We start from the raw sequence: 25,309 nt of genomic DNA, 5'->3' as shown, positions 1-25,309 counted from the left end.
CCATATGGCAAGAAGGTACAATTCCAAATTGGATATAAAGGTCTTTTAGAATTAGCACAAAGAAGTGGAAAGATAAAGACTATATATGCTCATAAAATAAGGGAAAACGACAAGTTTGAGATTAAATATGGTCTTCATCAAGACTTAGTTCATGAACCTAAATTAAATGGTGATAGATGGGAAATAATTGGATATTATGCAGTATATCATTTAGATACAGGAGGCCATAGTTTCTCTTTTATGACTAAAGAGGAAATTATAGAGTTTGCAAAGAGTAAAAGTAAAAGTTACAGCAGTGGACCATGGCAAACTGATTTTGATTCAATGGCTAAAAAGACAGTTATAAAACAGTTATAAAATATGCGCCACTTAGTATAGAATTGCAAAAGGCTATGGTAGGTGATGAAACAATAAAAACTGAAATAGACGAAGATATGAGCATGGTTATAGATGAAAGTGAAAGTCTAGAAGTTGATTTTGAGGTAAAAGAAGACATAGAGAATATAGATGGTCAAGCTAGTGTGGAAGAAGCCGTAAATGTTGATTAAGTAGGTGAGTCATCTTGAAATATACAATATTAGGATTCAGTCAGAAAAAGGCAGTAGAGCTAGGATTAAATACAAAAGATTTACTTATATTAAGATGGTTTGTAGATTTTCTAGGTAGTGGTAGGATGGCAAGAAAACTTATTAACGGAATCGAATACTATTGGGTTGATTATTCGGGAGTCATTAAAGAACTACCAATTCTTTATACAGAGAAACATGACACTATTTATAGAGTGCTCAAGAAGTTAGATAAAATAGGTATATTAGAACATGCTACCTTAAAACAAGGTGGTACATGGAGTTACTACAAATTGGGATATAGATACATAGAATTGATTAGTGATAGTTATCAACAGGTCGGAAATAAATCCGACTGTTCGGATATAAATCCGTACCCTTCGGATATAAATCCGACCCAAACGGATATAAATCCGGAACGAAAAACCCATCCACTATATCCTTCTACTATACCTTGTAACCAAACCAGTAAGGTGGAGGAAAAGAAGAAAATAATTGAAGAAATGACACAACTAAAAATAAGTAAAAATATGTATAACATAATTAAAGATTGGGATATAGAGAGGCTTTTAATAGCTATAGAAATATATAAAGAATGTGAGGGTAAAAGTTTTAAATATCTGAAAATAGTCTATAACAATGATGATAATTTTAGAAAAAATAAAAGTAAAAGTATTTCAGAGACAAAAAAGACTAAGTTTCATAACTTTAATGAAACATTTACTCAATACACCAGTGATGAACTAGATGAGATTATTAAAAAGAGTCAGAAAGAGAAATTTAGTTAAGTGTTCTAGGGAGTAATTATGTAATATTACTTCCTAGAAGTTAAAAATGGAGGGATAAAGATGGAGTTAAAATTTAGAGAATGGAATAAAAATTGCAAAGAAATGTATAGTTATGATGAAATGGTATACTATTCTAAAATTTTGATTAAAGAGTGGGTTTGTAGTGGTGTTTATTTGCCAAAAAATAACGAAAATTCTGAGGTTATGATATATACAGGTTTGAAGGATTGTGATGGAAAAGAAATCTATGAAGGCGATATTGTTTTATGTAGAAGCATATTTTTTACAGAATTTGCAGGGGAGGTAAAATTTAAAGATGGTTGTTTTATTGCAGTGAATGAAATAACGGGAGATTGCTTTAGATTATCTGAACTTGCAATAGTTAAAGTTGATGGGAATATATATGAAGATTTAAGTAAGTTAAATGATATAAGAAAATGTGATGATGGGGGTATTAGGAATGATAATAATTAGAAGTCAAGATAGATTAGATTTAATGAGAGTTAACAGAGTTGAAATAAGCAATAATCGAGTATATGCAATGCTTGAAGATGATATTAGAAAAATAGGTGAATATGAGAGCAATAAAAGAGCTATTGAAGTATTAAACAGAATACAGGATGCTATCGTTGCAGGAACTAAGTTTGACATTATAAATAGAGATGGAGTTAGATGCAACAAAGAAAAAGTGTTTGAAATGCCAGTTGAATAAGGAGGGGGCGAAGATATGGCTAAAGTTTGGGTAGATGCAGGAACATTTTTAGAAAGAACTAAGGATATAGAAGATATGTTTGAATTTAATCTAAGAAAAGTAAGGGATAGAAATAAAAAAGCAAATGTAATTGATTTGCGTGTAAATGATGAGGGACAAGGAAGAAAAGGCAAAAAAGTAGAGTGCCTTAATATTGTGACTGGAGAAACTAAAGTATTTAATACTGCTGTTGAAGCAAGTAAATACGTATATTTTACAGATGTTTATATTGCTCATTTAGCGAGAACAGGTAAGGTTTCTAAAAATGGGTGGAAAGCTAGATATATTTAGGAGGAATAATGGAAGTTTCAAGAACTGAATACACGATTGAGAGAGCAAAAGAATTGTATGACAATGGTGAGGATATATTTATTGCTATAGATAAGGCTAGAGAAGAGTATGAGGAGATGATTAAAAGTGAGTTTAATTAAATATAGAGGTTATGATTTTGAGAATGAGAAGTGGATTTATTCTGAAACAATAAAGTGGAGTAATGCAGTAGATTGTTTATTTATGCTTAAAGAAGATTGCAAATGGCAGAAAGTCTCTAATGTTGGGGTATGCTCTGGAGAATGGGCTAGAAACAATCAAGAAATTTGTGAAGGGGATATATTGAAAGGATATGATAATTCTAGTGATACAAGCCAATATGGAGTTGTAAAAAGAGATTTTGACAGCATTAAAATATATTTGGAATGGCATTATTTAAAGAAGTTTGAAGGAGAATGGATAGAGCTTATAAATAAAACAGAAATATATCATAGTAGAGATTACGAAGTAGTTGGCAATGAATATGAGAATCTAGAGGAAGTTAGAAAAGAGTTTTTAGAACGTAAGGAGATGTTGGAAAATGAATGTCTTAGCTAGTGTGATATTAGTAATAGGAAGTTTTATAGCTGGTAGAGTTTATGAGTATAGATTGAATCTAAAAGAGTTTGAAAATTGTGATAATATGAGAGGGTTTAAGAATGAATGATAGATTAGAAATGATAAATGCTTCTGTAAATTATATACAGATGATATGCGAAAGTTCAAATATAGCTATTATAACAGAGCAAGGAAGAGTTAGAATATTAGATTTAGAAACTAAAGAAAAATATGATTTATTAAAAAATAAACTCGAGGAAATGCTAGAAGAAATATAAGTTAAAATATCTAATTAAAACAGTTTAGAGAGTTACAAAATATCTTTTGGTATAAATTATTGTTGAATTGTTTTGCGACTCTCAAAAACGAAAATAAGGGGGAATTAAATTGCAAAAATATAAAATTAAATTTGAGGAAAAAATTACTTTAGAACATGAAGTTATAGTTGAAATACCAAAAGAAATAAATATAAAAGATATTTGTGATTGTATAGAACATAAATGTCAAAGAGTATATGATATATCAGACTATATAAGAGAATTTAATGGGAGACAAATAGATTTTACAGAAGATACTTGTGGAAACACTGAAATGTTAGTTGAATCATTTAGGAATTATAAGGAGTGATTTCATGAAACGAAGAAGATGCAGTTGGTGTGGCAAACTATTTTATCTTGAGGAAAAATCTAAGGAGATTTATTGTTGTAAGGAATGTAGGAAGAAGGCTAACAGGGTAAAGAGATTTAGTAGCTAAGATTATAACCTAAAACAAAATAATTAGAAGATAAAAAATATATTTAACCAATTATATTTTTACCTTCTAAAAATAAAAAACCTAACTATTAAGATATTTGTGAGGTTTGTGTATCCAAAATAATAGTATTGTTGCAAATAGAGGACTAAACCAAAACGCGAGTAAAGTGTAAAGACTAGTATTTAAAGCATTTTTAGTCGCAACTCTATTACAAGTGATTAGTAATATTATGGATAAAATATGAGCAATAATTTCTAATATATTTGAATTGAAATCTTGGAAAAAGACTAAAAAAGAAAAAATATAAGAGATACTCATACATATAAAAAAACAATAATTTAGTATTTTAAACTTTAATAGTTGTTTTTTATTATCATTGATTGTCATAAGTATTCCTAAAATTATAGACAGAATGATAAATGTATTTGATGCTTGCAAATAAGAAAAGACAATCATAAATTTATTCTCCTAATATTAACTATAAATTGTAAAAAAATAATCTAAATAACTAACAATTGAATAACCAATAAAAAATGTAAATAAATAAAAAAAAAACTTTTTAAATCCATTTAATTTGAATCTTTTTTCTATCTTTTGACAAATGAAATTTATCGGAATAAAAACAAAAATCGCAATTAAAAAAGTAATTAAATACTTTGACATAGGATAATAGTCCATGAATAATCACCTCATAAATTAGTATAACCATAGATTAATATGAGCTGTTAATAATAGCAACCAATTTTTAAGAATTGTAAATAAATTGAAACAAATTATTCAAAAGAAAAAGGAGAGATAGACCATGAATGAAAATTTAAGTAAAGAAATTAAAATACTAGGAACTATAGAAGTTGAAGAACTGAAATTCCATGACATTGAGGGTGGATTTGGAGAAGGTAAGAAAGCAATGCTAGTGAAGGATATAGCTGAGATACATAATAGAGAATTATTCAAAATTAATGAGCTAATTAATAATAATATAAAAAGATTTAAAACAAATATAGATATTATAGATTTAAAAGTGAGTCGTTCTGAGCGACTAGGTGATTTAAAGGCTAATCCTTCAAAAGGATTAGGTTATGAAGATGTTGGATATAGTAAACAATCTTTTAATCAATCAAGAAACATTTACTTGTTATCTGAAAGAGGTTATTCAAAACTACTAAAGATATTAGAGGATGATAAGGCTTGGGAACAATATGAGAAAATAGTTGATGGATATTTCTCTATGAGAAAGGAACTAAATAATCCTCTTTTAAGTGCATCAAAGGAGTTACAGGCTATATTTATGCTAGATAAGAAACAAGAAGTCTTAGAAACTAAAATAGAGAGTGTAAATAAGAAATTAGAGAATTTTATGGATGATGCACCACTATTCAATATCGAGTGTGAGATTATAGTTAAAGAGGTTAAGAAAGTTGCAACAAAATCTCTTGGTGGACATGGAAGTAAAGCTTATAAAAATAAATCTTTAAGAGGTAAAGTATACAGTGATATATATCATCAAATTAAACGAGAATTTGGAGTAGAAAGTTATAAAGCTATAAAACGTTGTCAGTTAGATAAAGTATTAGAGATTGTAAGTAATTATAAACTGCCTATAGTGTTTGAGGATGAAATAAGACTTTTAAATAGTCAATTATCAATAGTGAGTTAAAAGAAAAAAGGAGCATTACTTCACGCTCCTACTTGTCAAAAATATAGAATTATTATCACCAATAATATTATAACATAAATAATTGATGGGAGTGTGAATGTATGAATAAAAAGACGCTATTTCAAGAGGTAGAAGGGCGATTATATAACTATAAAAAACTAGAAAGTCAAATAAGAATAAAAGATATATATATTAAGAAAATAGAAAATGAGTTTTGTGGATGTAAGGCTCAAAGCTATGAAGAAAAAACTGGAGAAACTTATAATATAAGTTCAAGTGTAGAGAATGAAATTATTAAAAGAGAAGAAGATTTAAATAGATTGAAAGAGGATAAGAAAACATTAGAGATTGAAAAGGAAACTATAGAATGTGCATTAACAAGTCTAAATAGTTTTGAAACAGAGTTTTTTAATGAAATGTATATGAACAATGAGAAAATCAATATGGATTATATGTCTAATGCTATGCACATAGATAGAAGCCATTGCTTTAGGATTAGAAAAAGGATTGTTTGTAAGATTATGGATATGTTATATCCGAAGATAAAAGAGTTTGAATTACCCATTTTTTCATGGAAAGCTTAAAAATGAGACTATTTTGAGACTTTTTGGAGACTATCTTGAGACTTTTTATTGGCAAAAACATGAGATAATAATATTGTGGAAATGAAAGATTTCCCTCTCAAAATTAAATATATTAGGCTAGGGTTAAGGGATTACTCTAGCTTATATGAACAGACTAGGTAGGGCATGAGGATGCTGTTAGTTCAATTCTAACTATGTTCAAAAGATATTAATACACTATATGTAGATATGTTGAATTGAGATTAAAATCTCATACAATTTGTATCTTAATTCAGGTGTCTAAATCGAGTGGGGCTTGGTAACCTCACTCACCATGCAGGTACTGGTGTTTAATCTAAGTTCGATTCTTAGAACTTGCTCCCTTAATAATATGTATCCCCCATTAAAAAGGCTTAGATTAACTTCTAGGTCTTTTTTAATACAAAAATTTAATAAATTTCAGATGTCGGTAACTCCGACAGTAGAAAAGGTCTATTAAAAATGCATAATATGCACTATTCAGATATGTATAGTATGCATATCTAAAATTCAAATATCTAGGAGGTTGATTTTATGAAACTAAAACTTGTTAAAAAGGAAGATTTTTAGGGACAACATGCGACTTTTACATGAACGAAGAAAAAGAAATATTTATGAGCAGGACACAGCTAGGTCATGCTCTTAAATATTCTAACCCAAGTAAAGCGATAGAAAATATACATAATAGAAACTTTGAGTATATGAGAGGAAAATCTATTGAAATAACGGGGGCTCAAATTGAGGGGTCGATATATAAAAACAAAAATGCTAAGAAAATATATATGTATAATGAAAAAGGAATCTATGCTATATTAAGAAAATCTAATATGCCTGTTTCTGATGAGTATTTTGATTGGGTATATGAAATTATACATTCTATAAAAGAAAATGGATATTATATAGCTAGTGAAAAAGATGAAAACTGGTTAGGTATAAGAACAGAAGGTAAAAAGGTTAGAAAAGATTTTACAGATGAAATACAAGAGTTTGTTTATTATGCTACTAGTCAAGGTAGCAATAAACATCAGATGTATTATAAACATTTTACTGAACTTGTAAGAAAAAAATTAGGTATTCCAAAAGGTGTGAAAAGAGATGAGTTAAATCAAAGCGAACTGTTTGATATACAAGCACTCGAAAGAATTATATCTATGAAGTTACCTAAGTTAATAGATAAAGATATGAATTATAAAGAGGTATATAAAAAGATTAAAGAGTTAATAGAAATGATTTAAATGACTGTCTTGATTGAGGGTCTTTTTTTATACAATAAATTAAATAAAAGTATTACTTAGAATTATTTTGTAGTTGTCGAATACTTTTTGAAGGATATTGACCTTTGAAGTTGAATTTTATACTTTGGAGGGGATGAATTTGTCTGAAGAAAAAATTTCTAATATTCTAGAAAAAGAAAGAAGCACTATTAAAGGGCTTATAAATGACAATAAAGAATGTTTGAAAATTGTAAATCGTAATAACATACTATACTTTGTTTTAATTGTATTGTTATATTTTTCGCCTAGTATAGTAGAACGTTTAAATGTTTTTAACAAAGTTACGTTAATGATATATGTAACAATGTTAATATTTATAGAGATGTATTTTTTATATCAATCCTTTAAAAGTATACAAAATAAATTTGATATAGAAAGAAATTTAAATAGGCTAGAGAACGATTTAGATGAAATAGAATCTCAAATAGAATATGAAAGAATTGATTCTAATAAGATTGAGGAAAGAGCACAAAACCAATTTAAACAACACCAAAAATATTTAAACAAATACTATAGTGAAAATATAAAGCAAATAAAAGGTGTTTATGTTTTAGGGTTGATAACTATTTTTGTAGGAATATTTTTTATATTAGGGACATTAACAATGTGCTATTTAAAACCAGAATTAACAAAAAATTATGCAATACCTATAGTTGGTGTCTTGAGTGGAATACTATCAAATTTTATAGGAGCTTTATTTATAAAAATGTATAGTGAAACTGTAAAAATATCAACTAAATTTCACAATAAATTAGTATATAGTAATAATTTATATTTTAGTAATTTTCTTATTTCAAAAATAAAAAATGAGAATAAAAGAGAAGATACTTTATGTGAAGTAGCTAAAATTATTGCAGAAAATAAAGAAGTTGAATAATTAGTTTTTTATTAGAACTCCAAAAGAGTTCTTTTTTTATTCCCAAAACGACAAACAAACGAGGTGGTGATGTGCAAGATGTCAAAGAAAATGTAAAACAAGATTACCTAAAAGGTATGAAACAAAAGGAAATATCAGTAAAGTATGACATTAGTTTAAATACTTTAAAGTCATGGATTAAAAGATACAACTGGGCTAGTGAAAAAAAGAAGAGTGCACCTAAAAATAAAAGGGGTGCACCCATAGGTAATAAAAATGCTACTGGTCCACCAGGTAATAAGAACGCTGAAAAGTTTGGTTTCTTCTCAAAATACCTACCCGAAGAAACTCAAGACTTAATTAATGAGATAAAGAATAAAGATAAATTCGATATTCTTTGGGAACAGATAACAATACAATATGCAGCAATAATAAGAGCACAGAAGATAATGTATGTTAAAGGTAAGGAAGACATGGTTAAAGAATTAAAGAAACATGAAAGTACAGAAAATGGTGAGAAGACAGAATATGAATTTCAATTTGCATGGGATAGGCAAGCATCTTTTCTTAATGCACAGAGTAGGGCTATGAGTGAGTTAAGGAGTTTAATTAAACAGTATGATGAAATGATTCATAAGGACTGGAATTTAGCTACAGAGGAGCAGAAAGCTAGAGTTGAGAAGTTAAAATGTGAGGTCTATAACCTAAGTAAGGATGATATTGGAGATGATGAATTAAAAATAGTTGTAGATTATGGTGATTCTAATGATAACTAGAATAGATTTTAATCCAGCCTTCAAGGGAGCTAATTTTACCAAAAAAAGATATAGAGCAATGAAAGGTTCAGCAGGTAGTGGAAAATCTGTTAATGTAGCACAGGATTATATACTAAAGTTAGGAGATAAAAAGTATCAAGGAGCTAACTTATTAGTAGTTAGAAAATCAGAAGCTACACACAAATATTCAACATATGCAGAACTTACAGGAGCTATAAATCGTATTTATGGTAAACAAGCTGATAAGTATTGGAAAACAACTCTAAATCCTTTAGAAATCAAAAGTAAAGTTACTGGTAATTCTATAATTTTTAGAGGGGTTAATGATGCCAAACAAAGAGAAAAATTAAAATCAATCAACTTCTCAAAAGGAAAATTAACATGGGTATGGTGTGAAGAAGCTACAGAACTTATGGAAAGTGATATAGACATACTAGACGACCGTTTAAGGGGTATTTTAACTAATCCTAACTTGTACTATCAAATGACATTTACATTTAATCCAGTCTCAGCTACTCATTGGATAAAAAGAAAGTATTTTGACTATAAAAATGATGATATATTTACTCATCATAGTACTTATCTACAAAATAGATTTATAGATGAAGCTTACTATAGAAGAATGCAAATTAGAAAAGAGCAAGACCCTGAGGGCTATAGAGTATATGGACTTGGCGAATGGGGAGAAACTGGTGGAACAATACTTAAAAACTATGTCATACATGAATTTCCTACAGAATTTGAATACTTTGATAATATGAGATTATCTCAAGACTTTGGATTTAACCATGCAAATGTAGTGCTTAGAATTGGTTTTAGAGATGGAGAGTTATATATATGTAATGAAATATATGTACATGAGATGGATACCTCTGAAATAATAAAGATTGCAAATAGTAAAGGTTTAGAAAAGAATCTATTTATGTATTGTGACAGTGCTGAACCAGATAGAATTAAGATGTGGAAAAGTGCAGGATATAAAGCTAAAGGAGTTAAAAAAGGACCAGGCAGTGTTAAAGCTCAAATAGATTATTTAAAACAGTTAAGGATACATGTACATCCTAGTTGCATAAATACAATAAAAGAAATACAACAGTGGAAATGGAAACAAGACGAAAGAACAGGACTATATCTTGATGAGCCAGTTGAATTTATGGATGATGCAATGGCTGCTCTTAGATATTCTATAGATAATAAACTTAAAAATAATGGAATAAGCTTCTTGAAGTAAAGGAGGTGTTAAATATTTATATAAGTGAAACAGATTTAATAAAAGCTCAGCTTAAAAAAGAGAGTACTTTTAATTTAGTAAATGTCATAGAACATTACATTTTAAAACATAGACCAGAGAAATACAAACAGGGTGAAGAGTATTATTATGGTAATGTTGATATAAACAATAAGAGAAGATACTATCTTTTAGATGGTTCTAAGGTTGAAGATTTCACTAAGGTTAATAATAAAGCAGTTAACAACTATCATAAGCTTTTAGTTGACCAAAAAGTGGGTTATAGTGTTGGAAATCCAATCGTATTTAATGCAGATGATAATAGCTTTACTAAGCTTTTAAATGAATTATTAGGAGAAGAATTTGACGATACAATAACAGAATTATATCTTAATGCCAGTAATAAAGGGATTGAATGGTTACATCCATATATTAATAGAAAAGGTGAGTTTAAATATGTAATAATTCCAGCTGAAGAAGCTATTCCTATATGGGACAGCAAGAGGCAGAAGGAATTAGTTGCCTTTATTAGGTTTTATTATATTGAGGATATAGATGCAAATAAGATAAAAAGAGTTGAATACTATACAGAAAATGATGTAACTTACTTTATTGAAAGAGGAAATAGTTTTGTTCAAGAACTTTTGTATGACGAATATGAAAAATTAACAGAGATACAAGAAGGACATTTCAAAGTAAATAATAAAGAGCAAGGATGGGGTAAAGTACCATTTATACCTTTCAAAAACAATGAAAAATGTGTATCTGATTTAACTTTCTATAAGTCTTTAATTGATATATATGATAATAATATTTCTACATTAGCAGATAATTTAGATGAAATACAAGAGGTTATTTATGTATTGAAAGAATATCCAGGCACAAGTCTACAGGAGTTTATAGATAATATAAGATATTATAAATCAATTAAAGTAGATGGTGGAGGTGGAGTTGATAAATTAGAAATAAGCATACCAATTGAAGCCAAAAAGGAGCTTCTTGATAGACTAGAAAAGAATATAATTATATTTGGTCAAGGTGTTAATCCCGAGTCTCAAAATACAGGCGATAAATCAGGAGTAGCACTTAAATTTTTATATTCACTACTCGATTTAAAATGTTCTAAGACTGAAAAGAAGTTTAAAAAAGCAATTAGAGAGCTTTTGTGGTTTGTATGTGAGTACTTAAATATAAGTGGTAGTAAGAGTTATGATTATAAATCAGTTCAAATTACTTTTAATCACTCTATGATAATAAATGAAGCTGAAAAGATAGATATGGCAGCTAAATCAACTGGAATTATATCGGATGAAACTATTGTTAGTAATCATCCTTGGGTTGAAGATGTTAACGACGAACTTGAGAGACTTAAAAAACAGGAAGATACTCAAAAAGAATATGATGATTTAATTCCTAATAATCAAGATGGTGTTTTAGATGAAACATAAAGACTATTGGAAAAAGAGAGCTGAACAACTAGAAAAAGTACAGAATAATAAGAGTGTAAAATACTATCTTGAGCTAGAAAAACAATACAAATTAGCTATGTCTAGTATAGAAAAGGACATAATTGTGTAGTATAACAGATTTGCTGAAAACGAAGGAATATCTTTATTAGAAGCTAAGAAATTATTAAATACAAGAGAGTTAAAAGAGTTTAATTGGAGTGTTGAAGAATATATTAAATATGGTAAAGAAAATGCTATTAATCAAAAGTGGATGAAAGAGTTAGAAAATGCTAGTGCTAGGGTCCATATCACAAGGCTTGAAGCCTTAAAGCTGCAAATACAGCAACAGGTAGAAGTTTTATATGGGAATGAATTAGATGGAATTGATAAGTTAATGAAAGACATCTATACAAGTGGATATTACCATACAGCTTTTAATGTTCAACAAGGGGTTGGTGTTGGTTGGAGTTTAATGAGTCTTGATACTAACAGAATAAATAAAATTATCTCTAAACCATGGGCAACAGATGGATTAAACTTTAGCGAAAGAATTTGGGGTAAGCATAGACCTGCTTTAGTAAATGAACTACACACTAAGTTAACTCAATCAATTATTAGAGGTGAGAATCCTAAAAATCTAGTGAATGAATTTGCTAAGAAATTTAATGTGTCTAAATCACAAGCTAAGAATCTAATAATGACTGAATCAGCTTTCTTTGCATCAGCTTCAAGAAAAGATTGTTTCGATGATTTAGATGTAGAGAAGTATGAGATAATTGCCACACTAGATTTAAAAACATCAAGTATATGTAGAGAACTGGATGGTAAAGTATTTGATATGAAAGACTATCAAGTTGGAATAACAGCTCCACCATTTCATTGTCGTTGTAGGACAACAACAGCTCCTTTTTTTAGTGATGAAGAAGGATATAGAGCAACAAGAGGAGAAGATGGGAAAACATATTATGTTCCATCTAGTATGAAATATAAAGAGTGGTATGAAAAGACATTCATAACTGATAAAAAAGATGATATACTAAGTAATAAGAGTTGGTTAAAAGCAGATTTTCCAACTGAAAAGAAATTTAAAAAACATGTAGAAAAACACTTAAATGAATATGGAAATATAACTGAGGAAGAATATTTATCTACTGCAAGAAATTTGTTATCAGAACAATTAAGTAATGATGTAGAAGGATTTTTAAGTAAAGATAACTTTTTATTTAAGTATAGAAAGAGTAGTAATGATTTTGCTATTGGAAGAGCAGATGGTAAAATATCAACCTTATTTAAACCAAAGGAAGGTTATAATTACTGGTTAGAACAAATGAAAGAATATAAGGAGGGTTAGATATGAATTGTCCAGTATGTGGTAAAGATGTAGATATGTTTGATATTTGTGATAATTGTAATTGGCAAAATAGTGGACCAAAAGAAACTAATTACAAAGGACCAAATAAAATGTCATTAAAAGAAGCTAAAGAAGCTTATGAAAAAGGTAAAAAAGTAATATAAAAGCACTTGCTAAGTAATAAATTAGTAGGTGCTTTTATTATGCAAAAAATGAAAGGAGATATTTAAAATGGATTGGTTAAAAGAATTATTAGAAGGAATAAAAGTAGAAGATAACAAGTTTGATGTAGCTTTTCTTCAAAAATCTATAGAAAAGAAAATAAAAGAGACTACAGTCACTCAAGAAGATTATGTAAATCTTGAAACACAACTTAATACAGCTAATCAAACTATTAAAAAGTTTGAAGGAGGTATGACAAAAGAAGATGTAGAGAGTCTAAAAACAGCTTATGAAACTGATAAGAAAACTTTAGAAGAAACTTACAAAAAAGAAATTGAAGAAAAAGACTTTAATTACTGGTTAGGTGATGCTTTTAAGTCTGTTAAATGTAGAGATGAAGTAGCATTAAAAGCTCATTTAGATATGGAAGCACTAAGAAATAGTAAAGACAGACAAAAAGCTTTTGAAGAACAGATAAACCCTTTAAAGGTGGATAAAGATTATTTGTTTAATGCAACACTAGAAGGCGAAGAACCTAAAATAGATACTATAACACCAGGGCAAGAGCCTAAGATAAATGATTTTGGTTTTAATTTTACTGGGGTAAGACCTCATGAAAATAATAATAAATAGGAGGAAATAAAATGGCAGCACTAAATTATGCAAAAGAATATTCAAATGTTTTAGCACAAGCATATCCTTATACTTTAAACTTTGGGGATTTGTATGCAACACCAAATAATGGAAGATATAGATGGACTGGTTCTAAAACAATAGAAATACCGACTATATCTACAACTGGAAGGGTAGATTCAAATAGAGATACAATAGCAGTAGCTCAAAGAAACTATGATAACGCTTGGGAACCTAAGGTATTAACTAATCAAAGAAAATGGTCTACATTGGCTCATCCAGCAGATATTGACCAAACTAACCATGTAGCTTCAATAGGAAATATAACTCAAGTATACAATGAAGAACAAAAGTTTCCAGAGATGGATGCGTATTGTATATCTAAAATTTATGCTGACTGGACAGCACTAGGCAAGGTAGCAGATACAACAGTTATTACAACTGCAAATGTTTTAGAAATATTTGATATGATGATGGAAAGAATGACAGAAGCTAGGGTGCCAGAAAATGGAAGAATATTGTATGTTACTCCAGTAATAAATACACTTATCAAAAATGCAAAAGAGATACAAAGAACAGTAAATATAAAGGATGGAGGAACTTCTCTTAATCGTCAAACAACTGATATTGACACAGTTAAAATAATTAAAATTCCATCAGCACTTATGAAAACTGCATATGATTTTACAACAGGATGGAAAGCAGGAGCAGGAGCTAAACAAATAAATATGTCTTTAATACATCCATCCGCAGTAATTACACCAGTTTCTTATCAGTTTTCAACTTTAGATGAACCAAGAGCAGTTACAGAAGGAAAATATTTGTATTTTGAAGAGAGCTTCGAGGATGTATTTATATTAAACAAAAAAGCTGATGCAATACAATTTGTTGTTGAAGGAGCTGGAGCATAATGGCACAAGTAAGGAAATTAAATAGAATATTAACTATAGAAGAGTGTAAAATAGATGATTTCTTAGAGATGGGATATGATGTGATAGACGAAACTGGTAAGGTAGCAAAGTATGGTAAGTCATTAAATGTAAAAGATTTAATAGCTGAAAATAATATTTTAAGGTCAAAAATTGAGTCTTTAGAAGAAGAAAATAAGCAGCTTAAAGAGAAAGTAAAAACTTTAGAGGAAGAAGATAGCCAATCTATAGAAAAAGCAGAACCTACAGAAAAAAATAAGTCCAACAAAAAGTAGGTGAATATTATGAAAAAAGAAGTTGATAACATGGTTGACAATATAGAAAAAAGACTTCAAGGTTTTGGATATACACTAAAAGATGGAGATAAATGGTTAATAGATTTTGTAAGAGAAAAGATAGAAAATAGTATAAAATTGGATTGTAATATAAATGAAATTCCAAAAGAGTTATACAATATAGAAATAGATATGATAGTTGGAGAGTTCTTGTTTACTAAGAAAAATATGGGTCAATTAGATATAGAAAGTCTTAATTTTGAAGCTGTAGAAAAGTCTATATCAGAAGGTGATACAAAGGTGGATTTTGCTATAGGAAGTGGCTCTCAAACACCAGAACAACGCTTTGACAATCTTGTAAACTATCTTTTAACTTATGGTAAGAATAAGATATTAACTTTTAGGTGCTTAAGATGGTAAGTAAAACTAGAAAAGCAATAGAAATGTTATATAGAGATAAATGTACTATAGTTGAGTATCAGCCAATTAAAGACCTTATAACAAAGCGAACAAATAACAAAGAAGTGATTGTATTAGAAAATCAACCTTGCAAGTTATCATATAAAAATCTTACATCAGCTATAGATGGAAAAGTAGCTAAACTAGAGCAAACTATTAAACTCTTTATATCTCCAGACATAAATATTAAGGCAGGTTCAAAGTTTATTATAAATAATAAAGAGTATGCAAGAAGTGGAGAATCAGCTATATATCCAAACCATCAAGAAGTTGTCTTAGAATTACTAGAGGATAAAGCTTAATGGCTAGATGGGGAAGCGTTGATTTTAGAGAGTTTAAAAGAGCTTGTAAAAGGATGGAGAAATTTACAAAGATTGATTTAGATAAGTTTTGCAAGGATGCAGCAAGAGAATTAGCAGCACGATTACTTGGGAAAGTGATTAGAAGGACACCAGTTGATACAGGATTCTTGCGACAGGGTTGGAGTGGAGTAGCTTATGCTAGGTCATTTCCTGTATTTAAACAAGGAAATAATTATATTATAGAAGTTGTTAATCCAACTGAATATGCAAGTTATGTTGAATTTGGTCATAGAACTAAGAATGGTAATGGATGGGTTAAAGGACAACATTTCTTAACTATTTCAGAAATGGAGTTACAAAGCCAAGTTGATAAGATTATAGAGAAAAAGCTACTAATCTTACTGAAAGGAGTGTTTGATGAATAATATTATAGATGGAATATCTATTAAATTAGATAAATCATTTGGAGAAAAATATACAATTTATAGTGAAGATGTGGAGCAAGGTATAAATGAACCTTGTTTTTTTATTGTTCCTTTAAATCCAAGTAAAGTACCTTATCCAAGTGGTAGAGAGTTGAAGAAAAATTCATTTGATGTGCATTATTTTCCTAAAAGTGATAATAAGTCATTTGAAATAAATGAGATAGCTGAGATGTTATTAGAGGAATTAGAGTATATAGAAATTGATGGAGATTTGGTCAGAGGTACAAATATGAATTTTGAAATTATAGATAATGTACTTCATTTCTTTGTTGATTATAACTACTTTACTATAAAGAGTAATAATGTAAATAAAATGGATACAGTAGAGCTATTTGGTGGATTAAAGAGAGGTGATAAGCTTGAGTAAAACATTAAGTAAAGAAGATAGCTATAAGTTTACTAAAGAGCAGATAGTTAATTCTAAGAAGTATGTGAATAGAAAAGATTTATTAAATGCAATCTTAAAGGAAGATGAATTGTATTCCTTCCCAGAAGTGGAAGATATGATAAATAATTTTATGAAAGGAGTGAGTTAATATGGCTTTAGGTGGAGGAACATTTGTAACACAGAATAAAATACTTCCTGGTGCTTATATAAATTTTGTAAGTGCTACAAGGGCAACCAGTTCTCTTAGTGATAGAGGTATTGTTGCAATGCCACTTGAACTTGATTGGGGGATTGATGAAGAAGTTTTTACAATAACCAGTGATGATTTTGAGAAATATTCAACTAAGTTTTTTGGATATGATTACACTCATGAGAAGTTGAAAGGTCTTAGAGACTTATTTAAAAATATAAGGTTAGGATATTTCTATAAATTAAATAAAGGTGTTAAAGCTAGTTGTGCTATAGCCACATCTAAATATAGTGGAATAAGAGGTAATGATTTGAAAGTAATAGTTACAACAAATATAGATGATAATACCAAATTTGATGTTGTAACTTTACTAGATAATAAGAAAGTAGATACACAAATAGCTAAAGTCATTGCAGATTTACAAGACAATGACTATATCACTTGGAAGAAGGATGCAACACTAGAAGCAAGTGCAGGACTTGTATTTACTGGTGGAACTAATGGAGAAGCAGTTACAGGTGCAGAGTATCAAACTTTTTTAGATAAAATAGAAAGTTACTCATTTAATGCTTTAGGATGTTTGGCTACAACAGCAGAGATTAAAAGTTTGTTTTTAGAATTTACAAAGAGAATGAGAGACAAGGTAGGTGCTAAGTTTCAAACTGTATTATATAAAAAAAGTGATGCAGATTATGAAGGTATAGTATCTGTAGAAAATAAGATTAAAGATATTGGATTAACAGAATCTAGCTTGATTTATTGGGCTACTGGAGCTATAGCAGGATGTGACATAAATAAATCTAATACAAATAAAAAGTATGATGGTGAATTTGATGTTGATGTAAATTACACTCAGATACAGTTAGAGGAAGCTTTAAAAACTGGTAAATTCATATTCCACAAGGTTGGAGATGAAGTTCATGTATTAGAGGATATAAATACTTTTGTATCATTTACAGATGATAAAAATGATGATTTTTCAAGTAATCAAAGTATTAGAGTACTTGACCAGATTGCTAATGATATAGCAACTTTATTTAATACAAGATATTTAGGAAAAGTACCAAACGATGCAGCAGGAAGAATAAGTTTTTGGAATGATGTTGTTAAACATCACAAAGAATTAGAAAATATTAGAGCAATAGAGGATTTCAAAACTGATGATGTTTTGGTGGAACTTGGAAATGATAAGAAAACTGTTATAGTAAGTGATGCTGTTAAGGTTATAAATGCTATGAGTAAGCTTTATATGACTGTTTCAGTTAGTTAGAGAGGAGAGTAAAAAAGTGAGTAATATTACTATGAATTCAAAAGATGCTATAAGTGCATCTTTAGCAGAGTGCTTTGTAACAATAGAAGGTAAGAGATACCATCTTATGCAATGTATAAAAGTAGAAGCTAAGTTTGAGAAAACTAAAAGTGAAATACCAATCTTAGGTAGAACTGGAAAGGGAAATAAGACTACAGGTTGGAAAGGAACAGGAAGTGCAACCATTCATTATAATACTTCTATCTTTAGAAAACTTATGCTTAGATATAAGGAGACTGGAGAAGATGTATATTTTGATATGCAAATTACTAATGAAGACCCTACATCAAGTGTTGGAAGACAAACAATTATATTAAAAGAATGTAATATGGATGGTGGCATATTGGCTACATTTGATGCAGATAGTGAATATTTAGAGGAAGATATAGATTTTACATTTGATGATTTTGAAATGCCAGAAGAATTTAAAATATTATTGGGAATGGAATAAAACACACATTTATAAATTATAGATGTGTGTTTTTATGTAAAAATTAAAATAAAAGGAGAATTAAGAAATGAGTAATTTAAGTGCTTTTTTAAGTCAAAATGCAATAAAAAATGAAAATGTAATGTATGTGGCAAGTGATAGATTTTTAGATGAAGAAGGAAAACCAGTAAAATGGGAATTAAGGGTGCTATCTTCTGAGGAAGATGAAGTATTAAGAAGAAACTGTACCAAAAGAGTAAAAGTGATTGGCAATAATGGGAAGCCAACAGGACAATATACAAGTGAAATTGATTATAACAGTTATGTATCTGAATTGTGTGTAGCATCTACTGTATTTCCAGACTTAAAGGATGCAGAGTTACAAAATTCTTATGGAGTTATGGGAGAAACACAGTTATTAAAAACAATGTTAACAGCAGGTGAGTATGTAAATTACACTGTAAAAGTGAATGAAGTAAACGGATTTGATACATCATTTGAGGATAAAGTAGAAGAAGCAAAAAACTAATCAGAGGTGGCGATTTTGATGCTAGCATTACTCATTATTGTATTCAAAAGCTAAAGTGGAAACCTAGCGAATATTTGAATTTAGAAGTTAATGAGAGAGCATTAGCAGCCGCCTCAATACTTGTTAAGATAGAAGATGAAGAAGAAGCAATGAAAGAGGTTGAAAGAGAGAAAAAGAGAGGTAGAAGAAGATAGATTTTAAAAACTAAAGAGTAATTTTTAATAGTCACATTACTAAAACATGAAAATGTTACAATTTTGGAAATAGATGGATATATATGTTGTATAGTATAATGTAGATAATATATCACCAAGTAAAAAACAACAAATAAATCTAAATTATGAGAGGGGTATTTATGGAAAATAAGGATATTAAACTTACAATATGTATATTTGCTTTTGTAATTGGAATAATAGTGTTATTTTGCTGTATAGGTTTAGGTCAATTTAATATGGATTGTATTATGAAACAAAATGGCGGGTCAATGGATACCAACCAATACAATATATATTTAGAACAATCTATTTCACGATATAGAAATTTTGGTTCTATATTAGCTTTACTAGGAGGAATAGGGATATTGTTTGATAAAAGTGTTAGAAAATACTAAAAGAGTATATTTTTATTTAGGATGTGATGAATGATATGGCAAGAGATGTATTTAGTGTAAAGATGACACCACTAGAAGCTCAAAAGATTATAAAAGAAAATTTTGATGCAGATTTAGTCTCTGTTGATATTTATAACTTGGAAAATGATAAGTCTATAATAGTTACAATCTTTGAAAAATATTATGTAAGAAGTAATAGTGATGCAGGTTTGGTAGTGATTTGTGAAGATACTACAGGAAAAACACTTGTTAAAATCACCTCAACTGGTAGTGCAATTGGGCTATTTCAGATTGATTGGGGAACAGGTGGTAATTTGATTAAAAGAATAAAAAAAATACTTGCTGATTATATTATTTAATTATATAGATATTTTAGGTTGGTATGGAATTCGTACTAACCTATTAATTAATCAGTAAAACCAAATAAACACAGAAAGCACTTATTTTTACAGTAGGTGCTTTTTATTGAAAAAATAGAAAATAAAATAAAAAGTAATATATAGGAAAAATATGTAAGAATTATGTGTTATAATATTTTTAGCAAGAAGATGTAATCTACAATTTATAGAGTGGAGTTCATACAAAAGATTATCCTCCCAACGTATAGAAGGGAGGTGTGTATGTATGGATAATTTTTTGATTGGTGTATTAGCTAGTTTAACAGCTAGTATAATCGGTTACATAGTTTGCCTATGTATCAAAAAAGTAAAAAGCCACTCTGTGCAAGAGAGTGACTTAGATGTTGAGCTTAAATTTTCATTTAAGTTCAAAAAAAATAAGCATTAAATTGTTTAGAACTTCACTCTACTTCCAATAGATTGTAGTTCTTCTTGCTTTTATTATACCACAAATTAGAAAAAATATTGCCTATAATATTTTTTATAGTCAATAAAAAGATGAAATTTTTTATACACAACGATGATAAATCTAACTGGATGAATAAATTTAATTGTAAATAAGAAAGTACTTACTTAAATGGTAGGTGCTTTTGTTTTACCAAATTATGCTATAATATTGAGTGAGATGAGTAATTTGTGGGGGAATTTTGATATGTGGAAGGCAATACCAATAATAATGTTAATAATGATAGCACTTGCTTATATGCAATATGTATTTGTAATTATAGCTTTTGCTTTACTTATTTATTCAATTGTAAAAAAGAAAAAGGTAATGTGTATGTTATTTTGTGTTCTATTTGCATATACAATACATCTTTGCATAATTTGGGATGATTTAGTAGCTCATACTAATGAGGAACTTGCTGCTAGTAAGGTAGAAAGAGAAAAAGTAGAGTTAGAAAAAGAAATGGAAAGAAGAAGAATACAAGAAGAAATAGATAGAGAAAAATATATTAAAAAGTACGGTATAAAAATATCAGAAAAAGATTTAGAATCAAAATTAGATTCTTTAATACCTCAAGAATATAGAGGTAGTCATTATGAAGTGAATATATTATGCTCATATAATAGTACTGATGTTAGAACATTTGACATATCTGTTCAGAATGAGAAATTTAATGATTCTAAAGAATGTAAATTATTTATAGGTTATATAGCAAAACAGTTAGAGCAATATTACATTTGGAAGCCAGATTTTGAGTTTTATACAAAGGATGATGGAGGTATTGGTAAAAGTGCTATAATTGAAAATTTTAGAAGTATTCAAAATGGTACAAAATCAGCAAAAAATGTAGAATTTTATGAATATGAAATTATGACAAAGCAAGAAGAAAAGGAACTAAACGAAAAAAATAATGATAATAATTATATTCGAAATAGTGGAATTGACCCACTAGATAGAATAAAGAAACTAAAAGAGTTGTTAGATTCAGGAGCAATTACACAGGAAGAATATAATAAAAAGAAAAAAGCATTATTGGAATAGATAAAATAGTAAGCACTTACAAATATGTAGGTGTTTTTGCTATGTAATAAAATAGAGGTGATTGAATGAATAAAGATATAGAACTTACAGAAAAGAATTTGTGATGTATTGCTAGAGTTATTTAACTAAAAATAAAGGTAAATTCATATTTTATGTTGAAATATATTATAAAATAAAAAAATATGGAGGATTTAGGGGATGAAAAGATATTTTTTATTAATAATAGTATGTTTACTAAGTACTGGAGTAGTTGCATGTTCTTCGAATGATGATAATGAAGATTATGATGATATACCTAAGATAGAGAAAAAGTCTAATCCGAACGAAATAGATGGAATTAAAATTACAGTTAAAGGAGTTTCAAAAGAAGAAATGAAAGGCGATTATAATAAAGATGGAACTCCTAATGAAAATGGAGAATATTTCGGTGTAGGGTCTGACGCAAAAAAGGCTGCTGATTATGAATATAAAGTTGTAAATGTAACTGTAGAAAATACAACAGATAGACCTGTAAAACTGTTTGAAGCTGGATGGAATGCAGATGGTACAGATTGGGATAAAAAGATTAAAGATATAAAAGTGACTGATAAGTTAGATAATAAAGAAGTTCCAGCACATGATAAATTTGATGCACAAGTTAAGATATTAACTGAAAAGAAGATGAATGTTAAAGAAATTGTATTAAAATATAATCTAACAAATTATACGAATTTAGAAGAAGCAATAAACTATGGGGATAATGGAGCATCTGAAGAAGATTCAAAAAAGAGATATCCTGAACTTTACAAAGAAAATTGGATAGAACTAGGAACAATAAAATTTGAATAAAGATTTAATGTGGATTCACAACAAAAAAAGGAAGCACTTACAAATAAGTAGGTGCTTTTGTTTTGCTCAAATTACTTAATTATAAAGTTGCTAAGTACAACTTTTGAGAATTATACAATATAAAAATGAACTAAAGTGATTGATTTTGCTCAAGTTGGTCGGTTGAGTAAAATAATTAGAAAAAATTGGATATATCATTGACTTTTTGGAACACAAATAATATAATTATATTATGGAACACAAAAAGTGAGGTGAAACAATGAGTTCTAAAATGGGAAGACCAAAAGTTGATAATCCTAAAAATATTGATGTCAAAGTAAGATTTGATGAAAATACTCATAAAAAATTATTAGATTATTGTGAGAAAGAAAATCTTACTAGAACAGAAGCAATAAGAAAAGGAGTAGACTTACTTTTGGAGGAAGATAAATAAAAAAGTAGCCCAACGCCGACCAAAGCATACTGGACTACTTAACCTAGAGTTATCTCTATATGAAATATTCTATCATGTAAAGATAACTCTTTCAAGATAATAAATCGAAAGGGTGATTTTTGTATGAATAATGAACTGATGAATTTTGAAAATAATGAATTAGGAATAAAAATAAGAACTATTAAATATGAAGATGGAAGTATAGGAATTAATGCAGAGGATACAGCTATAGGGTTTGGATGGTGTCAGACACAGAATAAAAATGGTAAGCAATATGTATCAATTAGATGGGAAACTATTAATAAATACTGTAAAGAATTTGGTTTCCTCAACTTGTTGGGGAAAGATGATTATATACCTGAATCATTATTTTATCTTTTAGGTATGAAAGCTAAAAATGAAATAGCAGTAAAATTTCAAACATGGTTAGCAGTAGATGTACTACCATCAATAAGACAAACTGGTGCATACATAACTAACAATGCTAATCCCGAAAAACTAAGAGAAAAAGCAAGTGAGATTGAAAAATTACAACTGGCTTATAACAGCACATCTATGTTAAAAGAACTATTAGATGGAGCAGGCTTTGACAATAAATCTAAGTTACTTACAGCAAAGACATTATATAAAAAGGCAGGCATTGATTTACCAATAGAGATAGATGAAGAAGAGCATTATTTTGACACAAAACAAATAGCATCTAAGTTAAAACTATATTCTAAGAGTAATAAACCAGCACAGATGGCTGTTTGTGAGATTATTAAAAAGATTGATTTAGAAGATAGTGAAGTTAAGGGTGTTTGGGAAACAAATGGTTCTTGGACTGGCACTGTAAATAAGTATACAGAAAGTGTAATAGATAAGATTAGTAAATGGATAGAGGAAAATAATAGACCTAATAAGATTGCAGGAGAGAAGAAGAATTTCCATGTAGTGTACAAAATTGAGTAAATTCTATTGTATTAAATAATATATTTTAGTTTATTTTGGGGGGTAATACAATGTGTGAGAATTTACTTGATAGTATAGATATTGAAAAGAGAAAAGAAGAATGTATGATTAAACTTTTGAAAATAAGAGAAACAGATATAGATATATATAATAAGATAGAAAGTATAGTATATAAACTTTCTGAGAAAAAATTAGAGAAAAATAATAAATAGACATATAAAGCACTTGGATATTCTACTGTTTCAAGTGCTTTGTTTGGTATAAAATGGTATAATGGAGACAGAGAATTATATTAACTATGTGGTATGTAAATTTTATAAATACATTTGCAAGTGTTGTTGCACATCTAGTTTTATATTAACTAAGTGGTATGTAAAGGAACTATTTCAACTTATATACATTTTTTATTTTAGATAAAAAGCAAAGTAATTTAAAAGTGTATTGTTTAGTACTTAGTTATCTTTTGAATATAATAAATTTTTCTCAACTTGATAATAAATAATAATTTAATTAGATATAAGCGAGGTGAAAGGAGTATGTTTGCAGATATAAGAAGTAAACGTATTATATTTATTGCTCATTGTGTATTAAATCAGAATTCTATTTCAGATGGTACTGCTGATTATCCTAGTACAAATGTGGATATTATTCGTATTCTAATAAATAAACAAGTAGGTATCGTGCAGATGCCTTGCCCAGAGTTATGTTGTCTTGGTCTAGACAGAGGTAATATTTTGGGGTCTCAAAGTCCTGTCGTGGTTGAAAACACACGTATTAGAAAAGAAATGCAGAAATCACCAGCTGCGGAACAACTTGCTGTGTTAGTTGACCAGGTTGTTTTACAAATTACAGAATACCATAAACATGGGTTTGAGATACTTGGTATTATTGGTATTAACCGTTCTCCATGTTGTGGTGTTGATACTACATCAGATAATGATAATGAAATTAAGGGGCAAGGTGTTTTTATTACAGCAATCAAAGAAGCATTGGCAAAGAAAAAACTTTTGATACCTGTGATGGGAATAAAATCAACGCCTGATGCTGTTAACTGTGTTAAGTCACTTTTGTAAACTATTATAGCCTAATAAGATTTTTATATTAACTATGTGGTATGTAAATTAATCATAGTCGCACATAATGTCACATTAGCTCTACGTTTTATATTAACTATGTGGTATGTAAAATCTTCTAAAAGTTCAAATTCTACTATATCTTCAAATTATTTTATATTAACAATGTGGAATTAAAATTAAAAATAATCAAAAAACACTTACTTTAAATAGTAGGTGTTTTTTAATTGAAAGGATGTGATAATAATGTAAAAATTTTACTTATATAGTATAATTACATTATAAAATTATACTGGGGGATATTGTACTATGAACGATACATTAGAATATATATTTTGTAGTGAATGTGGCACGAAATGTCTGAAAGAAAGTAAATTTTGCAGTCAATGTGGAACAAAAATATTTGATATAAAAATTGCATATGAAAGTATCATTGAAGAAAAAGAATATGATTTAAAAGGTGTTAATTTACAACATGTAATGCAGGAAACAAGCTTTATAAAAGCATCCTCTATCAGAAG

General features: G+C 28.6%; 43 protein-coding genes. All 43 read left to right on the top strand.

Annotated elements, in window-relative coordinates; translation table 11 throughout:
- On the top strand, positions 1 to 357 hold a 357-nt coding region (locus KGF50_RS11685), incomplete at its 5' end, for a recombinase RecT (protein WP_227848208.1).
- A 23-nt stretch (positions 358 to 380) separates the two neighbouring features.
- Complete coding sequence (locus KGF50_RS11680) at positions 381 to 548, top strand: hypothetical protein (RefSeq protein ID WP_227848207.1); 168 nt, start codon at positions 381 to 383, stop codon at positions 546 to 548.
- Between the two features lie 14 nt (positions 549 to 562).
- Complete coding sequence (locus KGF50_RS11675) at positions 563 to 1,354, top strand: hypothetical protein (protein ID WP_227848206.1); 792 nt, start codon at positions 563 to 565, stop codon at positions 1,352 to 1,354.
- Between the two features lie 60 nt (positions 1,355 to 1,414).
- Entirely contained in the window at positions 1,415 to 1,828 is a 414-nt protein-coding gene (locus tag KGF50_RS11670; protein ID WP_227848205.1) for a YopX family protein, read from the top strand.
- Positions 1,815 to 2,066, top strand: coding sequence for a hypothetical protein (locus KGF50_RS11665; protein ID WP_227848204.1), 252 nt, complete (start codon positions 1,815 to 1,817; stop codon positions 2,064 to 2,066). Before KGF50_RS11670 ends, KGF50_RS11665 begins: the two co-directional genes overlap by 14 nt.
- A gap of 15 nt (positions 2,067 to 2,081) precedes the next feature.
- A complete protein-coding gene (locus KGF50_RS11660; protein WP_227848203.1) occupies positions 2,082 to 2,396 on the top strand; it encodes a hypothetical protein in 315 nt (104 codons plus the stop codon).
- A gap of 8 nt (positions 2,397 to 2,404) precedes the next feature.
- The gene (locus KGF50_RS22375; RefSeq protein WP_255654906.1) at positions 2,405 to 2,536 is read left to right on the top strand and encodes a hypothetical protein; all 132 of its coding nucleotides are present in this window, start codon (positions 2,405 to 2,407) and stop codon (positions 2,534 to 2,536) included.
- A complete protein-coding gene (locus KGF50_RS11655) occupies positions 2,523 to 2,972 on the top strand; it encodes a YopX family protein (protein WP_227848202.1) in 450 nt (149 codons plus the stop codon). The genes KGF50_RS22375 and KGF50_RS11655 overlap by 14 nt, the downstream gene beginning before the upstream one ends.
- Complete coding sequence (locus KGF50_RS22370) at positions 2,956 to 3,081, top strand: hypothetical protein (protein ID WP_255654905.1); 126 nt, start codon at positions 2,956 to 2,958, stop codon at positions 3,079 to 3,081. The genes KGF50_RS11655 and KGF50_RS22370 overlap by 17 nt, the downstream gene beginning before the upstream one ends.
- Positions 3,074 to 3,250 (top strand): hypothetical protein, encoded by a 177-nt coding sequence (locus KGF50_RS11650; RefSeq protein ID WP_227848201.1) that lies wholly within the window; start codon positions 3,074 to 3,076, stop codon positions 3,248 to 3,250. The genes KGF50_RS22370 and KGF50_RS11650 overlap by 8 nt, the downstream gene beginning before the upstream one ends.
- A gap of 109 nt (positions 3,251 to 3,359) precedes the next feature.
- Entirely contained in the window at positions 3,360 to 3,599 is a 240-nt protein-coding gene (locus tag KGF50_RS11645) for a hypothetical protein (protein WP_227848200.1), read from the top strand.
- A 4-nt stretch (positions 3,600 to 3,603) separates the two neighbouring features.
- Positions 3,604 to 3,726 (top strand): hypothetical protein, encoded by a 123-nt coding sequence (locus KGF50_RS22365; protein WP_255654904.1) that lies wholly within the window; start codon positions 3,604 to 3,606, stop codon positions 3,724 to 3,726.
- A gap of 802 nt (positions 3,727 to 4,528) precedes the next feature.
- Positions 4,529 to 5,383 (top strand): ORF6C domain-containing protein, encoded by an 855-nt coding sequence (locus KGF50_RS11640; RefSeq protein ID WP_227848199.1) that lies wholly within the window; start codon positions 4,529 to 4,531, stop codon positions 5,381 to 5,383.
- 101 nt (positions 5,384 to 5,484) lie between these two features.
- Complete coding sequence (locus tag KGF50_RS11635) at positions 5,485 to 5,967, top strand: hypothetical protein (RefSeq protein ID WP_227848198.1); 483 nt, start codon at positions 5,485 to 5,487, stop codon at positions 5,965 to 5,967.
- A gap of 608 nt (positions 5,968 to 6,575) precedes the next feature.
- The gene (locus KGF50_RS11630; protein ID WP_227848197.1) at positions 6,576 to 7,220 is read left to right on the top strand and encodes a BRO family protein; all 645 of its coding nucleotides are present in this window, start codon (positions 6,576 to 6,578) and stop codon (positions 7,218 to 7,220) included.
- A 139-nt stretch (positions 7,221 to 7,359) separates the two neighbouring features.
- Positions 7,360 to 8,136: a TRADD-N-associated membrane domain-containing protein gene (locus KGF50_RS11625; RefSeq protein WP_227848196.1), complete on the top strand. Its 777-nt coding sequence runs from the start codon at positions 7,360 to 7,362 to the stop codon at positions 8,134 to 8,136.
- A gap of 71 nt (positions 8,137 to 8,207) precedes the next feature.
- Positions 8,208 to 8,891: a phage terminase small subunit gene (gene terS, locus KGF50_RS11620; RefSeq protein ID WP_227848195.1), complete on the top strand. Its 684-nt coding sequence runs from the start codon at positions 8,208 to 8,210 to the stop codon at positions 8,889 to 8,891.
- On the top strand, positions 8,881 to 10,122 hold the full coding sequence (locus KGF50_RS11615; RefSeq protein ID WP_227848194.1) for a PBSX family phage terminase large subunit: 1,242 nt from the start codon (positions 8,881 to 8,883) through the stop codon (positions 10,120 to 10,122). Before terS ends, KGF50_RS11615 begins: the two co-directional genes overlap by 11 nt.
- A gap of 5 nt (positions 10,123 to 10,127) precedes the next feature.
- Positions 10,128 to 11,567: a phage portal protein gene (locus tag KGF50_RS11610; RefSeq protein WP_227848193.1), complete on the top strand. Its 1,440-nt coding sequence runs from the start codon at positions 10,128 to 10,130 to the stop codon at positions 11,565 to 11,567.
- Positions 11,557 to 11,697 carry a hypothetical protein gene (locus KGF50_RS11605; protein ID WP_227848192.1) on the top strand — a complete coding sequence of 47 codons (141 nt, stop codon included), beginning with the start codon at positions 11,557 to 11,559 and terminating at the stop codon, positions 11,695 to 11,697. Before KGF50_RS11610 ends, KGF50_RS11605 begins: the two co-directional genes overlap by 11 nt.
- 141 nt (positions 11,698 to 11,838) lie before the next feature.
- Positions 11,839 to 12,918: a minor capsid protein gene (locus KGF50_RS11600; protein ID WP_227848191.1), complete on the top strand. Its 1,080-nt coding sequence runs from the start codon at positions 11,839 to 11,841 to the stop codon at positions 12,916 to 12,918.
- Between the two features lie 2 nt (positions 12,919 to 12,920).
- Positions 12,921 to 13,082: a CPCC family cysteine-rich protein gene (locus tag KGF50_RS11595; RefSeq protein WP_167650229.1), complete on the top strand. Its 162-nt coding sequence runs from the start codon at positions 12,921 to 12,923 to the stop codon at positions 13,080 to 13,082.
- A gap of 67 nt (positions 13,083 to 13,149) precedes the next feature.
- A complete protein-coding gene (locus KGF50_RS11590) occupies positions 13,150 to 13,713 on the top strand; it encodes a phage scaffolding protein (protein ID WP_227848190.1) in 564 nt (187 codons plus the stop codon).
- An 11-nt stretch (positions 13,714 to 13,724) separates the two neighbouring features.
- A complete protein-coding gene (locus KGF50_RS11585) occupies positions 13,725 to 14,624 on the top strand; it encodes a capsid protein (protein WP_227848189.1) in 900 nt (299 codons plus the stop codon).
- Complete coding sequence (locus tag KGF50_RS11580; RefSeq protein ID WP_227848188.1) at positions 14,624 to 14,917, top strand: hypothetical protein; 294 nt, start codon at positions 14,624 to 14,626, stop codon at positions 14,915 to 14,917. Before KGF50_RS11585 ends, KGF50_RS11580 begins: the two co-directional genes overlap by 1 nt.
- A gap of 9 nt (positions 14,918 to 14,926) precedes the next feature.
- Positions 14,927 to 15,337: a hypothetical protein gene (locus KGF50_RS11575; RefSeq protein ID WP_227848187.1), complete on the top strand. Its 411-nt coding sequence runs from the start codon at positions 14,927 to 14,929 to the stop codon at positions 15,335 to 15,337.
- Positions 15,331 to 15,678: a hypothetical protein gene (locus KGF50_RS11570; protein WP_227848186.1), complete on the top strand. Its 348-nt coding sequence runs from the start codon at positions 15,331 to 15,333 to the stop codon at positions 15,676 to 15,678. The genes KGF50_RS11575 and KGF50_RS11570 overlap by 7 nt, the downstream gene beginning before the upstream one ends.
- Complete coding sequence (locus KGF50_RS11565; RefSeq protein ID WP_227848185.1) at positions 15,678 to 16,103, top strand: HK97 gp10 family phage protein; 426 nt, start codon at positions 15,678 to 15,680, stop codon at positions 16,101 to 16,103. Before KGF50_RS11570 ends, KGF50_RS11565 begins: the two co-directional genes overlap by 1 nt.
- Complete coding sequence (locus tag KGF50_RS11560; RefSeq protein WP_227848184.1) at positions 16,096 to 16,530, top strand: DUF6838 family protein; 435 nt, start codon at positions 16,096 to 16,098, stop codon at positions 16,528 to 16,530. Before KGF50_RS11565 ends, KGF50_RS11560 begins: the two co-directional genes overlap by 8 nt.
- The gene (locus KGF50_RS11555; RefSeq protein WP_413926816.1) at positions 16,514 to 16,699 is read left to right on the top strand and encodes a hypothetical protein; all 186 of its coding nucleotides are present in this window, start codon (positions 16,514 to 16,516) and stop codon (positions 16,697 to 16,699) included. The genes KGF50_RS11560 and KGF50_RS11555 overlap by 17 nt, the downstream gene beginning before the upstream one ends.
- Position 16,700: 1 nt before the next feature.
- Complete coding sequence (locus KGF50_RS11550) at positions 16,701 to 18,011, top strand: phage tail sheath family protein (RefSeq protein WP_227848182.1); 1,311 nt, start codon at positions 16,701 to 16,703, stop codon at positions 18,009 to 18,011.
- Between the two features lie 31 nt (positions 18,012 to 18,042).
- Positions 18,043 to 18,501, top strand: coding sequence for a phage tail tube protein (locus KGF50_RS11545; RefSeq protein WP_021418476.1), 459 nt, complete (start codon positions 18,043 to 18,045; stop codon positions 18,499 to 18,501).
- Positions 18,502 to 18,568: 67 nt separating this feature from the next.
- Positions 18,569 to 19,009, top strand: a complete 441-nt coding sequence (locus KGF50_RS11540; RefSeq protein WP_227848181.1) for a phage tail assembly chaperone — start codon at positions 18,569 to 18,571, stop codon at positions 19,007 to 19,009.
- A gap of 355 nt (positions 19,010 to 19,364) precedes the next feature.
- Positions 19,365 to 19,619 carry a hypothetical protein gene (locus KGF50_RS11535; protein ID WP_227848180.1) on the top strand — a complete coding sequence of 85 codons (255 nt, stop codon included), beginning with the start codon at positions 19,365 to 19,367 and terminating at the stop codon, positions 19,617 to 19,619.
- Positions 19,620 to 19,654: 35 nt separating this feature from the next.
- Positions 19,655 to 19,978 (top strand): DUF6054 family protein, encoded by a 324-nt coding sequence (locus KGF50_RS11530; RefSeq protein ID WP_227848179.1) that lies wholly within the window; start codon positions 19,655 to 19,657, stop codon positions 19,976 to 19,978.
- A gap of 265 nt (positions 19,979 to 20,243) precedes the next feature.
- Positions 20,244 to 20,405, top strand: a complete 162-nt coding sequence (locus tag KGF50_RS11525; protein WP_227848178.1) for a type I toxin-antitoxin system toxin — start codon at positions 20,244 to 20,246, stop codon at positions 20,403 to 20,405.
- A 264-nt stretch (positions 20,406 to 20,669) separates the two neighbouring features.
- The gene (locus KGF50_RS11520; RefSeq protein WP_227848177.1) at positions 20,670 to 21,503 is read left to right on the top strand and encodes an SHOCT domain-containing protein; all 834 of its coding nucleotides are present in this window, start codon (positions 20,670 to 20,672) and stop codon (positions 21,501 to 21,503) included.
- A 198-nt stretch (positions 21,504 to 21,701) separates the two neighbouring features.
- Positions 21,702 to 22,331 carry a hypothetical protein gene (locus tag KGF50_RS11515; protein WP_227848176.1) on the top strand — a complete coding sequence of 210 codons (630 nt, stop codon included), beginning with the start codon at positions 21,702 to 21,704 and terminating at the stop codon, positions 22,329 to 22,331.
- A gap of 259 nt (positions 22,332 to 22,590) precedes the next feature.
- A complete protein-coding gene (locus KGF50_RS11510; RefSeq protein ID WP_018112722.1) occupies positions 22,591 to 22,764 on the top strand; it encodes a hypothetical protein in 174 nt (57 codons plus the stop codon).
- 123 nt (positions 22,765 to 22,887) lie between these two features.
- The gene (locus KGF50_RS11505; protein ID WP_227848175.1) at positions 22,888 to 23,715 is read left to right on the top strand and encodes a toxin Bro; all 828 of its coding nucleotides are present in this window, start codon (positions 22,888 to 22,890) and stop codon (positions 23,713 to 23,715) included.
- A gap of 50 nt (positions 23,716 to 23,765) precedes the next feature.
- Positions 23,766 to 23,927: a hypothetical protein gene (locus tag KGF50_RS11500; protein ID WP_227848174.1), complete on the top strand. Its 162-nt coding sequence runs from the start codon at positions 23,766 to 23,768 to the stop codon at positions 23,925 to 23,927.
- Between the two features lie 324 nt (positions 23,928 to 24,251).
- The gene (locus KGF50_RS11495) at positions 24,252 to 24,788 is read left to right on the top strand and encodes a CD3072 family TudS-related putative desulfidase (RefSeq protein ID WP_227848173.1); all 537 of its coding nucleotides are present in this window, start codon (positions 24,252 to 24,254) and stop codon (positions 24,786 to 24,788) included.
- Positions 24,789 to 25,097: 309 nt separating this feature from the next.
- On the top strand, positions 25,098 to 25,309 hold a 212-nt coding region (locus KGF50_RS11490; protein WP_227848172.1), incomplete at its 3' end, for a zinc-ribbon domain-containing protein.

The sequence above is a fragment of the Clostridioides sp. ZZV15-6598 genome (assembly GCF_020657705.1).
GTDB lineage: Bacteria > Bacillota > Clostridia > Peptostreptococcales > Peptostreptococcaceae > Clostridioides > Clostridioides difficile_F.
This window is presented reverse-complemented; position numbering and strand designations above follow the sequence as displayed.

Coding starts and splice junctions, on each gene's coding strand:
- KGF50_RS11670 (WP_227848205.1), top strand. CDS start 1,415: ATGGAGTTAAAATTTAGAGAATGGAATAAAAATTGCAAAGAAATGTAT.
- KGF50_RS11665 (WP_227848204.1), top strand. CDS start 1,815: ATGATAATAATTAGAAGTCAAGATAGATTAGATTTAATGAGAGTTAAC.
- KGF50_RS11660 (WP_227848203.1), top strand. CDS start 2,082: ATGGCTAAAGTTTGGGTAGATGCAGGAACATTTTTAGAAAGAACTAAG.
- KGF50_RS22375 (WP_255654906.1), top strand. CDS start 2,405: ATGGAAGTTTCAAGAACTGAATACACGATTGAGAGAGCAAAAGAATTG.
- KGF50_RS22370 (WP_255654905.1), top strand. CDS start 2,956: ATGAATGTCTTAGCTAGTGTGATATTAGTAATAGGAAGTTTTATAGCT.
- KGF50_RS11650 (WP_227848201.1), top strand. CDS start 3,074: ATGAATGATAGATTAGAAATGATAAATGCTTCTGTAAATTATATACAG.
- KGF50_RS22365 (WP_255654904.1), top strand. CDS start 3,604: ATGAAACGAAGAAGATGCAGTTGGTGTGGCAAACTATTTTATCTTGAG.
- KGF50_RS11640 (WP_227848199.1), top strand. CDS start 4,529: ATGAATGAAAATTTAAGTAAAGAAATTAAAATACTAGGAACTATAGAA.
- KGF50_RS11635 (WP_227848198.1), top strand. CDS start 5,485: ATGAATAAAAAGACGCTATTTCAAGAGGTAGAAGGGCGATTATATAAC.
- KGF50_RS11630 (WP_227848197.1), top strand. CDS start 6,576: ATGAACGAAGAAAAAGAAATATTTATGAGCAGGACACAGCTAGGTCAT.
- KGF50_RS11615 (WP_227848194.1), top strand. CDS start 8,881: ATGATAACTAGAATAGATTTTAATCCAGCCTTCAAGGGAGCTAATTTT.
- KGF50_RS11605 (WP_227848192.1), top strand. CDS start 11,557: ATGAAACATAAAGACTATTGGAAAAAGAGAGCTGAACAACTAGAAAAA.
- KGF50_RS11600 (WP_227848191.1), top strand. CDS start 11,839: ATGAAAGAGTTAGAAAATGCTAGTGCTAGGGTCCATATCACAAGGCTT.
- KGF50_RS11595 (WP_167650229.1), top strand. CDS start 12,921: ATGAATTGTCCAGTATGTGGTAAAGATGTAGATATGTTTGATATTTGT.
- KGF50_RS11590 (WP_227848190.1), top strand. CDS start 13,150: ATGGATTGGTTAAAAGAATTATTAGAAGGAATAAAAGTAGAAGATAAC.
- KGF50_RS11585 (WP_227848189.1), top strand. CDS start 13,725: ATGGCAGCACTAAATTATGCAAAAGAATATTCAAATGTTTTAGCACAA.
- KGF50_RS11580 (WP_227848188.1), top strand. CDS start 14,624: ATGGCACAAGTAAGGAAATTAAATAGAATATTAACTATAGAAGAGTGT.
- KGF50_RS11575 (WP_227848187.1), top strand. CDS start 14,927: ATGAAAAAAGAAGTTGATAACATGGTTGACAATATAGAAAAAAGACTT.
- KGF50_RS11570 (WP_227848186.1), top strand. CDS start 15,331: ATGGTAAGTAAAACTAGAAAAGCAATAGAAATGTTATATAGAGATAAA.
- KGF50_RS11565 (WP_227848185.1), top strand. CDS start 15,678: ATGGCTAGATGGGGAAGCGTTGATTTTAGAGAGTTTAAAAGAGCTTGT.
- KGF50_RS11560 (WP_227848184.1), top strand. CDS start 16,096: ATGAATAATATTATAGATGGAATATCTATTAAATTAGATAAATCATTT.
- KGF50_RS11550 (WP_227848182.1), top strand. CDS start 16,701: ATGGCTTTAGGTGGAGGAACATTTGTAACACAGAATAAAATACTTCCT.
- KGF50_RS11545 (WP_021418476.1), top strand. CDS start 18,043: ATGAATTCAAAAGATGCTATAAGTGCATCTTTAGCAGAGTGCTTTGTA.
- KGF50_RS11540 (WP_227848181.1), top strand. CDS start 18,569: ATGAGTAATTTAAGTGCTTTTTTAAGTCAAAATGCAATAAAAAATGAA.
- KGF50_RS11535 (WP_227848180.1), top strand. CDS start 19,365: ATGGAAAATAAGGATATTAAACTTACAATATGTATATTTGCTTTTGTA.
- KGF50_RS11530 (WP_227848179.1), top strand. CDS start 19,655: ATGGCAAGAGATGTATTTAGTGTAAAGATGACACCACTAGAAGCTCAA.
- KGF50_RS11525 (WP_227848178.1), top strand. CDS start 20,244: ATGGATAATTTTTTGATTGGTGTATTAGCTAGTTTAACAGCTAGTATA.
- KGF50_RS11520 (WP_227848177.1), top strand. CDS start 20,670: ATGTGGAAGGCAATACCAATAATAATGTTAATAATGATAGCACTTGCT.
- KGF50_RS11515 (WP_227848176.1), top strand. CDS start 21,702: ATGAAAAGATATTTTTTATTAATAATAGTATGTTTACTAAGTACTGGA.
- KGF50_RS11510 (WP_018112722.1), top strand. CDS start 22,591: ATGAGTTCTAAAATGGGAAGACCAAAAGTTGATAATCCTAAAAATATT.
- KGF50_RS11505 (WP_227848175.1), top strand. CDS start 22,888: ATGAATAATGAACTGATGAATTTTGAAAATAATGAATTAGGAATAAAA.
- KGF50_RS11500 (WP_227848174.1), top strand. CDS start 23,766: ATGTGTGAGAATTTACTTGATAGTATAGATATTGAAAAGAGAAAAGAA.
- KGF50_RS11495 (WP_227848173.1), top strand. CDS start 24,252: ATGTTTGCAGATATAAGAAGTAAACGTATTATATTTATTGCTCATTGT.